Below are 14,537 nucleotides of genomic sequence, written 5' to 3' on the forward strand. Positions count from 1 at the left end.
GAAAAAATTTTCCTGCCCGTTTAAACCTTTCGCTATTTCCCTCGCGTCTTATCCTGCAAACATCACATTATCGGGTTACTTTCTTTATGGCACCTGATATGTCACGATGATGGCTCGGCAACGAGGGAATACTCTATGATAATCAATGCCAAAGAGGCATTTAACCCAGATACGATTGAGCGGTTAGTGCAGCGCGCCCAGCAAGGCGAGCAGGCAGCCTTTGAGCAGCTCTATCAGCAGTGTTATCGCAGGGTCTTTGGATTGTGTTTACGTTTGCTTGCCGATCAGGCCCATGCGGAAGACGCGACGCAGGAAGTGTTTGTTCAGCTTTGGCATAAAATTGCTCAGTTTCAGGGGCAGTCAAAGTTTACGACCTGGCTTCATAGTGTGACATCCAATGTGGCGATCAGCTATTTACGTAAGCAAAAAAACTGGCTGCAAAAAGTCGTGAGCCTTGAGGACAGTGGCATGGAGCAAGCCGAGATAATGCAATGTCAGTCACTCAATGGACTCGATAAGCTGATCTTACGTTTACCAGAGCGTGCACGTCTGGTGTTTGTCCTGCATGCGGTAGAAGGGTATCGCCATGAAGAAGTAGCGGGTATGTTGAATATGGCGGTGGGCTCAAGTAAGTCACAGTTTCACCGAGCCAGGAAATTGTTACAGGAGTGGTATGACAATGAGTAAACCAACATTCGAGCAGTTTCTGAAACAACAGCTGCCGCGACAACAAGAGCAGGATCAATTACCCGAGCCGCAAAGAGACTTATGGCAGGGCATTGAGAACGCCATCAATATGCCAGACTCGGCGTCGCGTATTCGCAGTCCCTGGATAAAGCTGGCGGGCGTCGCTGCCTGTGTGTCGGCTGGATTACTGAGCTGGCAGGTGATTATGACCCAGCCTAAACAAGACACAATGGCACATATGAGCGCTTTTTTTGAGCAGGAAAAACAGACGCTGCTGGTCAAATACGAAGCACAACCCGCGCTGACCAAAGACTGGCAGGGACCATTACAGGAATTAGAAGAAGCAGAGCAGGCCATTAAACTGGCACTGATGAAGGATCCGGACAATGCCGCTCTGCTCAAAATGCTGGCACAGGTTTACCAGCAGCAGTTAGATTTAATCACTAAGGTACATCAGCCCCAGTGGCAACAGATTTAGGAGAAAAGCATGAAAGCAATCATAGTAGGACTGGCCGCGCTGCCGCTGTTTGCCCTGGCAGGTGACACAATTGATGAGCAGATCGAGGTGCCACTGGATGGCAAAGTGGTCATCGAAAACCAGCGAGGCAAGGTCACCATTAAATCATGGGATAAGCCAAGCTTTAAGGTCAGCGGGGAGCTCGATGAGCTGGCCGAAGGGTATACGCTTGAAACGCAGGGCAGTGTGACCGAGTTTATTGTCAAAATGCCACGCCGCACCAAGAGCTGGAACAACCAACGAGAAGGCTCAAGGCTGACTATCTACATGCCTAAGCAAAGTGAGCTCGACTTTGAAGGCGTAAGTGTCGATGTGAATGTCAGTGATTTCGCTGCTGGGGTGGCAGTAACCACAGTCAATGGAGACATTGAAGCGAACCAGCTCAGTGGTAAAGTTGAACTGGAAACCGTGAACGGCGACATTGAAGGCAAAGAGTTATCAGGCAATATTCGCTATGAAACGGTCAATGGTGATATTGAAGACATGGCGTCCAGCGGTAAGCTGCGCTTTAACGCCGTCAATGGCGGCATTGAGAGCATGACGCAGGCCAACGATATTCGGGTTGAAAACGTCAATGGCGAAGTCGATTTTGATATTGCCAGTCTGAAAGATTTACGTATGAGTACCGTCAATGGCGAGATCAGCGTACGTCTCAGAGCCCTGGAGAAAGGGGCAAACGTCCGCTTTGAGTCCGTCAGTGGCGACGTTGACTTTTACTTCCCGGCTGAGCTGTCCGCACGCTTTGACATTGACGCTCATGCCGGCGGGCGGATCATCAATGAACTGTCAGCAGACAAAGAGAAAAAAGCCAAATATGGCCCATCCCGGGAGCTGGAATTTGTCATCAAAGACGGGGATGTGGATGTAGAGATAGACACCGTCAGCGGACGCGTCACTTTAAAGAAACTGTGATGCGGGTCGGGGCGCTGCATATGCGCGCCCCGGTGAAGGTATTCAGCGCATAATCAAGATTCATTTCCACCCCAATTGCGTATACAATAACAGGTCCGTCCCTTAGTGTTTGTAGTGATATGGCGAAACCTGATCAACAAGTCGATACCCTGAAAGTTCCCCCCCATTCCATCGAGGCTGAGCAGTCTGTGCTTGGCGGACTCATGCTTGATAACCAGGCGTTTGACAGAGTGGCAGAGCTGGTCGTCGCGCAGGATTTTTATACCCGCACTCATAAGCTGATATTTGAGGCAATGACCAAACTGGTCGAGGCCAGTCAGCCGATTGACCTTATCACTATTTCGGAAAATCTGGAGAAGAACAACCAGCTGGACACCGTAGGTGGCTTTGCTTATCTGGCTGAGATTGCGAAAAATACCCCCAGTGCGGCGAACATAGACGCTTATGCCAGCATTGTCCGCGAACGTGCGGTGGTCCGTGAGATGATCACGGTTGCCAATGAAATTGCCGAGGCGGGTTTTAACCCGGAAGGACGCGACAGTCACGAATTACTGGATCTGGCGGAAAGTAAGGTGTTCAAAATCGCTGAGCAGCGCACCAAGAGCACCGAAGGTCCGCAAAGCATTCACAGTATTCTCGAAAAAACCGTCGATAAAATCGAAGAGCTTTACCAGTCGCCGCAGGACGGGGTGACCGGGGTGAGCACGGGCTATTCCGACCTTGACCAAATGACCGCAGGCCTGCAACCGTCAGATCTAATCATCGTCGCGGCACGTCCGTCGATGGGTAAAACCACCTTTGCGATGAACCTGGCCGAGCATGCGGCGATGACACAAGACAAGCCGGTGCTTATCTACTCACTGGAGATGCCCTCGGAGCAGATCATGATGAGGATGCTGGCCTCACTGGGCCGGATCAACCAGACCAAAGTACGGACCGGTCAATTGGATGATGACGATTGGGCGCGTTTGTCTTCAACCATGGGCCTGCTGATGGAAAAGGGCCAAATGTACATCGATGATGCCTCAGGTCTGACACCGACCGATGTGCGCTCAAGAGCGCGGCGGATTGCGCGGGATCACGGCGGGATCAGCATGATCATGGTGGATTATTTGCAGCTGATGAGAGTGCCCAGTTTATCGGACAACCGGACCTTAGAGATCGCCGAGATATCTCGTTCACTTAAGGCGCTGGCAAAAGAGCTGCAGTGTCCGGTGATAGCCCTGTCGCAGCTAAACCGTACACTGGAACAACGGGCAGACAAGCGCCCGGTTAACTCGGACTTACGTGAATCGGGGTCTATCGAGCAGGATGCCGACTTAATCATGTTTATCTACCGGGATGAAGTGTATAACGACGACAGCCCGGATAAAGGCGTTGCTGAAATTATTATCGGTAAACAGCGTAATGGTCCGATTGGTAAGGTTAGGTTAACCTTCCAGGGGCAATTCTCTCGGTTCGACAATTATGCCGGTCCTGCTGTGGATGACGAATACTAAGGTATTCGTCCTTTGTGACTGACTCGGCAGCCTGAATTAGGAGTAAGTATGCGCCTGGCAACCGCCGAAATTAACCTCGCGGCATTAAGTTATAATTTAAAACGGATCAAGGCACTGGCACCTGGTGCCCGGGTAATGGCCGTGCTCAAGGCCAATGCCTATGGTCATGGTCTGGTCAAGATTGCGCAGCACCTTAATGATGCAGACGCCTTTGCGGTTGCTCGCATTGATGAAGCGCTGGCACTGCGCGCCGGTGGCCTCACTAAGCCCATCGTGTTGCTCGAAGGTTTTTTTGACCGCGCAGACTTACCGATTCTCATCGCCAACAACTTTGAAACCATCATTCACGATGAAAACCAGCTGCGGGCCATCGAAACCAGTCAGCTTGATGCTCGTTTGTCTGTGTGGCTAAAGGTTGATACAGGCATGCACAGACTGGGGATTGAGCCAGAACAGTTCGAGGCTTTTTATCAGCGCCTTAAAGGCTGTGACAATGTCGACTCTAAAATTAAGCTGATGACCCATTTTTCCTGTGCCGATGATACTAACAGCCCCCAAACACGCCAGCAAATGGAGACGTTTGAGCGGCTGGTAGCGGATAAACCCGAAGCCAGGTGCCTGGCCAATTCGGCAGGTGTGCTTGGTTGGCCGCAGTCTCATGGCGACTGGATCCGCCCAGGTTTGATGATGTACGGTGTCTCGCCTATGCTCAACCAGGTGGGTCCTGAGCATGGTCTGAAGCCGGTAATGCGGCTGACGACTCGGGTCATCGCCATCAAAACAATCGCAGCAGGCGAGAAAGTGGGGTATGGCGGGCGCTGGCAGAGCCAGCAGAAAACGCAACTTGCAGTTGTGGCCATGGGCTATGGAGATGGTTACCCGCGTAATGCACGCAATGGCACTCCAGTGGTGATCAGAGATAAACGCTATGGCATTGTCGGGGCTGTGTCTATGGATATGATCACGGTTGACATAGGCACTAATCCGGATGGGATTGCAGTGGGCGATCAGGTTGAGATGTGGGGACCTGCGCTACCCGTGGAAGAGGTGGCTGCCTGTGCAGGCACCATTCCCTATGAATTACTTTGTAACGTGACACCCAGAGTCAGTTACGAGTACCTTGCGCTATCGGACTAGTCGCGGTTCACTCCAACAATTGACCATGCAAGGTTGCAACGATAGAGCGACTTCCCGCATGGTCTCTGTGTTCGCCAAGGTAGATCCCCTGCCAGGTTCCTAATTGCAGGCGGCCCTGACTGACCGGGATGGTGACTTCACAGCCCAGTGTGCTGGATTTGATATGGGCCGGCATGTCGTCGTCACCTTCATAGTCATGCCGATAATAACTTTGCCGCTCCGGCACAAAGTGATTAAAGTGACTTTCCATATCCATACGTACGGTTGGATCGGCGTTTTCATTGAGGGTGAGGCTGGCCGAAGTATGCTGAATAAATAAATGTAGCAAACCCACTTTGTAGTAACTCAGCTGAGGCAGCTGAGTCAGTACCTCATCATCAATCAAATGAAAGCCGCGTTGACGCGGCCTGAGTGTGATATGTGTTTGATGCCAGCTCATAGCTTGTCGAAGCTCACCTCTATGTTGGCGTTCCCGTCGGCTGACGTGAAGGGCATGATGATTTTGGGGCCGTCACACTTATGAGTGATTGTATGGCCTGGGCCAGAGACCACTATGGGTGTAGCCATATCAAACTCATAGCCTTTTTCGCCCAGCAAGTTTTTAGCACCACCTGTGACCATGTTAGTAATTTCACCAACCATGTCAGTGACTTCTTCATTGATTTTGTCTGGGCGTTCACCCAGCATTCTTTCCATAATGGTCAGTGCCAGGCCTTCATCAAAGCTGATAGAAAAGGAGCCTTTGGTCTGCGGGCCGACCATGCCAATCAACCCGGACACATCACCACATGCCACCTCATCTTTCTTAACCTTTGGCTTGCCTGGCGTTAATTCGGTTTGTGCCATGGTGGCCAGTACATTCATCAGTGATGATAAAAAAGGGTTGATGAATTCTACATTCATATTATTCTTCCCTAGGTTCCTACGTTGTAACGGACGCTGGTTTAAGTGTAGTGGGCTTTTTACTATGCTGCACTACTCATTGCATTTTCCACACCGCCCGTGTGCTTCAATCGTTTGCGCTTTAACAAGAAAGCCATGCTCGGCAGCCAGGTTATTCAGTTCATGTGAAATGGCATTGGAATGTAGCTCTTGTACGTGACCACAGGAGTCACAGATCAAAAGTTGCACAGGGTGAATACAGTCGAAGTGATGGCACAGCATAAATGCATTTGTGCTTTCAATCTTATGAATAAACCCGAGCTCTGAGAGAAAATCCAGTGCGCGGTACACGGTTGCAGGCTTTGCGCTGGACTCAGTCAGTTTGAGCTCTTCTAACAGATCATAGGCGCCTACACCACCTTGTTTGGCAGCGAGTAAGCGAAATACTTTCTCTCGGATTGGGGTAAAACGGGCACCCCGGTTGTCACAAACTTGCTTAGCTTTACTTACCAGTTGTTCTATATTCATGTTCTAAATCCTTACACTGCCATGCAATACTAACATATTCTTTTTAATAGTCTTGTATCGACAGGGATTTATTCATTATATTCTCCGCACGAGAAAAGTTGTGTTCAAGCCAATCCTGAAATGCGGCTTGAGGCATAGGCTGGCCTATCAGGTAACCCTGTCCGATATTACAGTTAAACTCCACCAGTCGATTGAGCTGTTCGTGGTCTTCTATGCCTTCGGCGATCACTTTGAGCCCCATGCCGTGTGCCATGGTGATGATGTTTTTGACCAGATAAGCCGACTCACTACCGGTATGCATATCCGCAATGAAGCTTTGATCTATTTTCAGTACGTCAAACGGATACTGGCGCAGGTAGTTCAATGAAGAATAGCCAGTACCAAAATCATCCATTGAGATCAAAACCCCCATCTTTTGAAGGGTATTAAGGGTTGCCTTAATGGTACTGTCACCGCTTAACAGTAAGCCTTCTGTGATTTCCAGTTCCAGGGTGCCGGGTTGCAAGGCACAGTGGGCTATCAGGTGTTCCACATGGCTGAGCAGTTCCGGATCGTTAAACTGGCGGGGTGATAAGTTGACCGCCAGACGCAATGACGTATTAAACTGCGTATGTATCTGCTGTAACGTACTGGCGGCAGAATTTAGAACAAATTTACCCAAATCAATAATAAAGCCAGTTTGCTCAGCCAATGGAATAAACTCAGCGGGTGAGATTGGTCCCAGGGTTTCACTGTGCCAGCGTAACAATGCCTCAGCGCCGACGACTTTACGTGCTTGCAGGTCAAGCTGAGGCTGATAGTAGACTTCAAACTCCCCACGTTCCAGCGCGCCTTGCATGCTTTCTTCAAGCATCAGCCGTCGCTGCAGCGTATTACTCATGCTTTCAGTAAACAAGCAATAGGTATTGCGACCTTGTTGCTTTGCGTTATACATGGCTGAATCTGCTTTACGCAGCAGGTCATTAGGGGTGTCGGCATCTTGAGGGAAAATCGCGATCCCCAGACTCAGCGAAATATTAAAAGCGCGACCGTCAATGTCAAATGGGGCATGAAAGAGTTTAACCAGCTTGGCTGCAATAGGGTGGATATCAGCGCTGGTTTTCAGATCCCCCAGCAAAATGATGAACTCATCGCCACCTAAGCGAGCCACAGTGTCTTTTTCTCGCAGTGCCGATTTGAGTCGCTGCGCTGAGTGGATCAGGACTTTATCACCGACTTCATGCCCCATCGAGTCATTGACTTTTTTAAAGTCGTCCAGGTCAATAAAGCCAACACCAACCAGTGCCTTGTCTCGTCTGGCATCATGGATCAGTTGCTGGAGACGATCGAGCACCAAAAAGCGATTAGGCAAGTCTGTCAATGTGTCGTAAAAGGCATGGTGAAGAATGATCTCTTCCTGGCGCTTTTTATCTGTAATATTTCTTATTGCGACGACGAGATAATCAGAACCTGGCAGTGCACTCAGTCGGGCTTCAAAATGTCGATTGCCATCGTCGAATGGTAGTGCATATTCAATTTGAGTAAGCTGACCAGGCTTGTCAATGGCATGTATGGCACGGTGAAATGAACGCGCTGTCTGGCTTGGAAGCACATCCTGCATGGTTCGTCCCATGAACTCGTTATCTGCGACAAATAGGTCACTTTTTTGACCGCAGTGATACTCCAAAATCGTCCCTTCCCTGTCAACCACGAAGAACAAGTCCGGTAGCGCAGCAAAGATACCCTCGAGTATTTCATGTTTACGTTTAGCCTGTGCTTCGGCCTGCTGCGTTTGTTTCCAGCCATTTTGCAGGCTACGTGCCATGTTGTTTAAATTGTCGGCAAGACGTTTAAATTCACCTGTTCCTTTTGTTTCTAGCTTATCACTAAAATCAAAGCGGCTGACATGCTCACTGAGCAGCATTAGTTGCGTAACCGGGCGGTGAATAAAGAGCCGTGTAAAATACAACACCATGACTGTGAGCATTGGTGCAACAGCCAAAATGGCTGCGATTTTAATGTGGTTATAATGGAGCAGCCGTGTTGCGTGTGGCTCGATAGAATACTCAGCATAGATAATTGCAGGTAACGTATTTGTGTGTTGTGTCTCTACGTCTTTTTTGTATCTAACGTAAGCTCTGAATAGATACTGTTCTTTTGTATAGTGAATACTGAAATCAGCCGGGGTCTGCGCATTTAGCTCTAAGACTTCGCCTTGCCTAAGATTCGTTTTGCTGGATGGTGGTGGCTGAATTGAACCACTACTATATAAAATGTCGTTTTGAGTATTGAGCAGTGCCAAGTATTTGTAACCCTGATCTTGAGAAAACGCGCTTAGGGTACGTTGTACTTCTGTGTATTCATCTTCCGCAAAATGGTGATGCAATGTTAAGTTTAGGATTGATAAATCTTTTCTGATGGTGGCCTCGCTAAGTGACAGCAGGCTCTCTTTCTGTGTGTGATGATGCAGCTGCATTAACCCTGCGGCCAATAATGCTGCAAATACAAAGGCACCGAGCGTTAACCAGAACTTGAGATCTATGGAGTACAGTTTTGTCACCTGAACGTCTCACTTAGTGAATTTGTTGTGACGAGTATAATTTGCATTCTGACGTGCCTGGCTCACGGCACAGCTATCGCCACTGTCCTGACATTAAGTGTAGTTGAAATGGGCAATTTGCTACCAGGATCCTCATTTTTATAATGCTTTTTCGATCTGAGCCAAGTGGATGAAAGATTTTCAATAGCGCTAAAGCTGATCTATTTGGCCGACGTGCGGTTTATTGGTTAAGGTGAAGTGGTTGGAAAAAATAACTAAAGGAGTGAATATGACCAGCCAAGATACAAAGAACTTGAGCAAAAGTGCTCAGCGGGTTCAGGATGCTATAACGTCTGCAGGGTGTGAATTTACCGTACTGGAATTGCCCGGCAGTACGCGCACGGCGGAGGAGTCGGCAAACACCATTGGGTGTGAACTCGGACAAATTGTAAAATCACTGATATTTAAAGGCAAAGAAAGCGGTAAGCCTGTGTTGTTATTGGTCAGTGGCAGCAATCGGGTGAAAGAAAAGAAGGTGGCCAAATATCTGGGAGAAAAGCTGGTAAAAGCCGACGCTGAGTTTACCCGGGAAGTGACCGGATTTGCCATTGGCGGTATTCCTCCTATCGGACACCTTACCCAGCCTGTCACTTATATTGATGAAGATCTGCTGCAGTACGAGGTCTTATGGGCTGCTGCTGGCACACCACATGCTGTATTTTCACTACCCGCAGATAAGCTGGTTGCCCTGACCCAGGGAGAGGTGGTAGCAGTGAAAGCTTGATAGCGTGCGGCGTTAGCCGGTAAACAATTGCAGTGTGATCTTTACTTCGTCAGACTCAAATTCGGCAACGCCCTCATAGCCTTCGATATTGTAATTAAAGCTGAAAAAGCGTCGTAGCCACAGATCATCTTTGTTCTCTTTTAACACATCGATGGAAATATCCATCAGGCTCTCGGCCACATTCATACCCACCGCATAAAGCGGGTTCGCTGCGGCGGCTGCCACAGTGCGGGTCAGCTCACCAAACGCCGTGGTTTTTCGAACCTGGGCCATTAATTTGGCCGTGCTGCGAATATCACTGTCATCTTCCAGTACGGCAATATGGGCATCAAGAAAACGCGGGATCTGTCCGGCGCGGTTACGATAAATGGTGTAACCCGCAGGACCAAAACTAATGGTGCCGCCCTCGCTGACCGGCATCACGTTTAGCTCCATATTAAATGCATGATCCGCTACGCCATCACTGACCGCACTGAATACTTTGATCTCAAACTTACTTTCACTGAGTAGCTTGTCGACCAGCCCCATCGATTTTACATGAATTGACATAATACGCAGTTCGACATCGGTAAACATTTGATTAGGCATGATATAAATCCTTTGATATGCAGGGGTATTAGGATACTTGGAACCGGGTCAGGGCGCTATGGTTTTTTCTTTCTGGAGTATTCGATTTGACAATAAGCCAGTTGTTTAGTGATAGAGCTGGGGAAATGAAACGTATTTGGAATGAAGAAAATGGTGGCCCCACCTGGACTTGAACCAGGGACCTACCGATTATGAGTCGGGTGCTCTAACCAACTGAGCTATAGGGCCATTTTCAAATTGTAGTGCTCGATAAATTCATCCATGAAGCGAGGTCCTGTCGGCGTCCTGCCTCCACCTCAACAAGCTGCGAAGCGGTGCTTCGGTCTTGTTTCGCCCAACTGAGCTATAGGGCCATTTTCAAATTGTAGTGCTCGATAAATTCATCCATGAAGCGAGGTCCTGTCGGCGTCCTGCCTCCACCTCAACAAGCTGCGAAGCGGTGCTTCGATCTTGTTTCGCCCAACTGAGCTATAGGGCCATTTTCAAATTGTAGTACTCGATAAATTCATCCATGAAGCGAGGTCCTGTCGGCGTCCTGCCTCCACCTCAACAAGCTGCGAAGCGGTGCTTCGGTCTTGTTTCGCCCAACTGAGCTATAGGGCCATTTTCAAATTGTAGTGCTCGATAAATTCATCCATGAAGCGAGGTCCTGTCGGCGTCCTGCCTCCACCTCAACAAGCCGCGAAGCGGTGCTTCGATCTTGTTTCGCCCAACTGAGCTATAGGGCCATTTTTTGTGAGCTTTTTAGCAGAGACCTAAAAAGCGCTGGCAGTATAAAAATTTTTAACAGGCTTGTCACTAGCAAAAGAGGAAAAAGTCGCACATATCTGATTCAATTGCTTAATAAAAAGCCAAACTAGTGCGCTAGCCTGTTTCTTTATTAGGTTCGTTCGCCTTACATCTGGGAGTTAGATCCAGACATCGTTTTGTGCGGTGAGCGCGCTGTCGGCATCTCCGGTGTTGACGACCCCTTTGGGTTCGATAATGAGCACCTGACATTCTTGCTCGGCATAAGGTTTGTGCTCTGCGCCTTTGGGCACAACCAGCATGTCACCAGCTTTCAGATGCGCTGTGCGCTCCCGAAAGGCAATGTGCATCTCTCCGGATAGCACAATAAACACTTCGTCGGTATCGGGGTGATCGTGCCAGACAAATTCCCCCTGAAGTTTTACCAGTTTGAACTGATAGTCGTTCATTTCAGCAATGACTTTTGGGCTCCAGTGTTCAGAAAATAGCGCCAGTTTTTCGGCAAAATTAATGGGTGCGTGTGACATAACATTTCCTTATGGTGACGGACATAAGAGAGAAGCCTTATCCGACCGGATAAGGCTCAAGGATCAGTTGAGTCGTGAGACCACAAAGTAGGGGTTCAGATAAGACTCTTTTTGGTTGTACAGCAGCGGACTGCCGTCCAGCTGAGTGACGGTTGCACCGGCGATTTTCGCCACGGCATGTCCGGCGCCGGTGTCCCACTCGCTGGTTGGGCCCAGGCGCGGATACACATCGGCAGCACTTTCCGCTACCAGACACAGTTTCAGTGAACTGCCTTTTGGCACCATGTTCACATCATCAAATTGTTTGAGATAGTCAGCCAAGTCAGGTGAAGGGTGTGAGCGTGAGCCTACCACTTGGATGGTGCCCTGATTGTCTTTACGAGTGACTTTCAGTTCAATACGGGCCTCGCCACATTCTTTGAAAGCGCCAATGCTGTTGGCGGCGAAGTAACTGACATTCAGCGCGGGCGCATGGACCACGCCCATCACCGGCTCACCGTTTTCAATCAGAGCTATGTTGACCGTGAACTCACCGTTTTTCTTAATAAACTCTTTGGTGCCGTCGATGGGGTCAACCAGCCAGTAGCGCTGCCAGGTTTGGCGTTCCTGCCAGCTGATCTCGGCACTTTCCTCACTGAGAATAGGCAAATCCGGAGTCAGCGTTTGCAGGCCTGCCGTGATCACCTCATTGGCGGCTAAGTCGGCGTCGGTGACCGGGCTTTTATCGTCTTTATATTCAACGTTAAAGTCTTTGGCATAAATGGTGAGGATCTTGTCTCCGGCGCGTCGGGCCAGGTTGACAATTTCCTCGAGTAAGTCGGTGTCGTTCATGGTATTTCCTTGGTACTACAGATGAATTATCTCGCGCTGTTGTAGATACGCTACCAGCTGTTGCACCGATTGGTCCAGACTATTTTCACCGGTATTAATACGGATCTCTGGGTTTTGCGGTGGTTCATAGTCTGAGTCTATGCCGGTAAAGTGTTTGATCTCACCAGCGCGGGCCTTTTTATACAGGCCTTTCGGGTCCCGCTGTTCACACACTTCCAGCGGTGTATCCAGATAAACCTCAATAAACTCGGCGTCTTCAACCAGGTTGCGAACCATATCGCGTTCGGCCTGGAACGGGGAGATAAAGGCGGTCAGTACGATAAGGCCCGCATCGACCATGAGTTTGCTCAGCTCACCCACACGGCGGATGTTCTCAACCCGATCTGCATCGCTGAATCCGAGATCTTTACACAGCCCATGACGTACGTTGTCGCCATCGAGCAGGTATGTGTGTGCGCCGAGCTGTTGCAGGGCACTTTCCAGTGCATTGGCCACGGTGCTTTTGCCCGAGCCAGAATAGCCGGTAAACCACAGAATAACCGGACGATGGCCCTTTTGTTCGCTGCGATGTGTTTTATTCACGGCATAGTTATGCCAAACAATATTCGTATCCATAATTTCTATCCACTAAAACGGGAAAACCAAGGGGATCAGCGTCAGCACAGTGATCGAGTAAATAATTGAAAGCGGCAGGCCCACGGTCACATAGTCTTTGATCCGGTAATTGCCTGCACTGTATACCATCAGATTAGTCTGATAGCCAAAAGGTGAAATAAAGCTGGCCGATGCGCCAAAGGCGACTGCCATCACAAAGGGTAGCGGGTTTACATCAAAACCTATCGCCAGAGCGTATGCAACAGGGAAAGATAGTGCGGCGGCTGCATTGTTGGTGATCAATTCTGTGAACACCACTGTCATCACAAAAATGGCGATAAAGGCACCGTACGGGCCAAAATCACCCAGCACATAAAACAGCGCATCAGAAATCTGTCCAGCTAACCCTGTGTCTATCATCAGCTTAGCTAAGCCAATGGCACTGCCCACGATGGCGAGTAGCTCTATGGGAAAACGACGCTTCATTTCACTGACCTTGATAGAGCCAAACAGCACCAGTCCAAGTAATAAAACCATCAGGCCTTTGACTAAAGGTACAACATCGAAGATACCCAGGCCGATCACGGCAACAAAGGCAGCCATTACTTTATTCGATTGTGGCTGCGTTAAATGGGTTTGCAAGTCCAGGCCAGAGATATAAACAAATTCGCGTTTCAGGTCGGGCAACTGGTAAAAATCTCCGCCAGGGGCGAGGATTAAAGAATCTCCAGCTTGTAGTTTGACCTGACCCAGGCCCCCGGGCAGCCGGTCGTGACCTCTGCGAATGGCAATCACCGCGGCATGAAACTGTTCGCGAAAGCGGATCTCTTTGAGTGTTTTGCCCAAAAACTTGGAAGACTGACTGATCACCACTTCCACCAGGTGTTCGGCGTCTTTTTCGTGTTTGTCGTGTACCACCTGCAGGCCGTCGAAGCGGCGCAATAAGGGCACCGACTTGATGTCGCCAACAAACAACAGCACATCACCCTGCTGGATTTCCTGTTGCGGGGTCACGGCGCAAATGCGGCGCTCGCCGCGAATGATTTCTGCCAGGAATAAATCACGCAGATCGCGCAGGCCATTTTCTTCAACCGTACGGCCAATCAGTTTAGAGCCCGCTGTGACTTTCCCTTCCAGATAAAAAGGCACAACCTCTTCTTCTTTACGGCCATGGTCCGGCAAAAACTTCAGTAATAGGATAATGGTGATCAGGCCCACACTCAGTGCGCCAATACCAACCAGGGTAAAATCAAAAAAGCCCAGCGGTGCCATACCAGCCTCAATCGCAAAGCCATTGACGATTAAATTGGTCGAGGTGCCGATCAGGGTCAGAGTACCGCCCAGAATCGCCGTGTACGACAGCGGCAGTAATAACTTAGAAGGCGAGTGGGTTTTGCTTTCTTTAATGGTACTGATCAAAGACGCCACCACGGCGGTATTGTTGGTAAAAGACGACAAAAAGGCCGTGGATAACCCCAGCTTCATAACCGAGCGCGCCAGCGAACCATTGGCCAGCGAGCGGGCAAGGTATTGCACCAGAGTGGTTTTTTCGATGGCGATAGACACCAGAACCAGTAAAACCAGGGTGATCAAGGATGGGTTTGCATAATTGACCAGCATGGTTTCAAGGTCGATCAATCCGGCCAGATAGGCGCTGCTGATAGCGCCAACGAATAACCAGGCCGGATTAAGCCGCGTGCCAAAAAGACACGCGACCAGCACGAGCATGATGCCTGTTAAGATGATCTGCTCTAGCAGCATAGATAACTCCCGTTAACAGGCATAA

At 49.4% G+C, this 14,537-nt stretch carries 15 protein-coding genes and 1 tRNA gene; 6 read left to right on the forward strand and 10 right to left on the reverse strand.

What is annotated here, in order from left to right; all coding sequences use genetic code 11:
• Positions 1-135: 135 nt before the first annotated feature.
• The 5 genes from L1285_RS18515 (at position 136) to alr (ending at position 4,752) form a co-directional block, all read left to right on the forward strand.
• Positions 136-687, forward strand: a complete 552-nt coding sequence (locus L1285_RS18515; RefSeq protein ID WP_046004970.1) for an RNA polymerase sigma factor — start codon at positions 136-138, stop codon at positions 685-687.
• Positions 680-1,165: a hypothetical protein gene (locus L1285_RS18520; protein WP_235413647.1), complete on the forward strand. Its 486-nt coding sequence runs from the start codon at positions 680-682 to the stop codon at positions 1,163-1,165. Before L1285_RS18515 ends, L1285_RS18520 begins: the two co-directional genes overlap by 8 nt.
• A 9-nt stretch (positions 1,166-1,174) precedes the next feature.
• The gene (locus L1285_RS18525; protein ID WP_235413648.1) at positions 1,175-2,116 is read left to right on the forward strand and encodes a DUF4097 family beta strand repeat-containing protein; all 942 of its coding nucleotides are present in this window, start codon (positions 1,175-1,177) and stop codon (positions 2,114-2,116) included.
• A 119-nt stretch (positions 2,117-2,235) separates the two neighbouring features.
• Entirely contained in the window at positions 2,236-3,615 is a 1,380-nt protein-coding gene (gene dnaB / locus L1285_RS18530; protein WP_046004973.1) for a replicative DNA helicase, read from the forward strand.
• A 48-nt stretch (positions 3,616-3,663) separates the two neighbouring features.
• Entirely contained in the window at positions 3,664-4,752 is a 1,089-nt protein-coding gene (gene alr / locus L1285_RS18535) for an alanine racemase (RefSeq protein WP_235413650.1), read from the forward strand.
• 7 nt (positions 4,753-4,759) lie between these two features.
• On the opposite strand, the gene L1285_RS18540 is transcribed toward alr, so the two are convergent.
• From L1285_RS18540 to L1285_RS18555, 4 genes are all read right to left on the reverse strand, one after another.
• Positions 4,760-5,191 (reverse strand): secondary thiamine-phosphate synthase enzyme YjbQ, encoded by a 432-nt coding sequence (locus L1285_RS18540; RefSeq protein WP_046004975.1) that lies wholly within the window; start codon positions 5,189-5,191, stop codon positions 4,760-4,762.
• Positions 5,188-5,655, reverse strand: coding sequence for a chemotaxis protein CheX (locus tag L1285_RS18545; protein WP_235413652.1), 468 nt, complete (start codon positions 5,653-5,655; stop codon positions 5,188-5,190). Before L1285_RS18545 ends, L1285_RS18540 begins: the two co-directional genes overlap by 4 nt.
• Before the next feature lie 72 nt (positions 5,656-5,727).
• Positions 5,728-6,162 carry a transcriptional repressor gene (locus L1285_RS18550; RefSeq protein WP_046004977.1) on the reverse strand — a complete coding sequence of 145 codons (435 nt, stop codon included), beginning with the start codon at positions 6,160-6,162 and terminating at the stop codon, positions 5,728-5,730.
• Between the two features lie 43 nt (positions 6,163-6,205).
• Complete coding sequence (locus L1285_RS18555) at positions 6,206-8,701, reverse strand: EAL domain-containing protein (RefSeq protein WP_235413653.1); 2,496 nt, start codon at positions 8,699-8,701, stop codon at positions 6,206-6,208.
• Between the two features lie 268 nt (positions 8,702-8,969).
• On the opposite strand from L1285_RS18555, the gene L1285_RS18560 reads away from it, so the two are divergent.
• Entirely contained in the window at positions 8,970-9,464 is a 495-nt protein-coding gene (locus tag L1285_RS18560) for a YbaK/EbsC family protein (protein WP_235413655.1), read from the forward strand.
• A 12-nt stretch (positions 9,465-9,476) separates the two neighbouring features.
• Here L1285_RS18560 and L1285_RS18565 read toward each other — a convergent pair whose 3' ends face one another.
• From L1285_RS18565 to L1285_RS18590, 6 genes are all read right to left on the reverse strand, one after another.
• Positions 9,477-10,052, reverse strand: coding sequence for a hypothetical protein (locus L1285_RS18565; RefSeq protein ID WP_125720154.1), 576 nt, complete (start codon positions 10,050-10,052; stop codon positions 9,477-9,479).
• Positions 10,053-10,203: 151 nt separating this feature from the next.
• A tRNA-Ile gene (locus tag L1285_RS18570) sits at positions 10,204-10,280 on the reverse strand.
• Between the two features lie 680 nt (positions 10,281-10,960).
• A complete protein-coding gene (locus L1285_RS18575) occupies positions 10,961-11,326 on the reverse strand; it encodes a cupin domain-containing protein (RefSeq protein ID WP_235413657.1) in 366 nt (121 codons plus the stop codon).
• Positions 11,327-11,389: 63 nt separating this feature from the next.
• A complete protein-coding gene (gene cysQ, locus L1285_RS18580; protein ID WP_046003837.1) occupies positions 11,390-12,157 on the reverse strand; it encodes a 3'(2'),5'-bisphosphate nucleotidase CysQ in 768 nt (255 codons plus the stop codon).
• A 15-nt stretch (positions 12,158-12,172) separates the two neighbouring features.
• Positions 12,173-12,772 (reverse strand): adenylyl-sulfate kinase, encoded by a 600-nt coding sequence (gene cysC / locus L1285_RS18585; RefSeq protein ID WP_046003838.1) that lies wholly within the window; start codon positions 12,770-12,772, stop codon positions 12,173-12,175.
• 12 nt (positions 12,773-12,784) lie between these two features.
• Positions 12,785-14,509 (reverse strand): SLC13 family permease, encoded by a 1,725-nt coding sequence (locus tag L1285_RS18590; RefSeq protein ID WP_235413669.1) that lies wholly within the window; start codon positions 14,507-14,509, stop codon positions 12,785-12,787.
• Positions 14,510-14,537 lie beyond the last annotated feature (28 nt).

This window comes from Pseudoalteromonas sp. DL2-H2.2 (assembly GCF_021532535.1).
GTDB lineage: Bacteria > Pseudomonadota > Gammaproteobacteria > Enterobacterales > Alteromonadaceae > Pseudoalteromonas > Pseudoalteromonas rubra_A.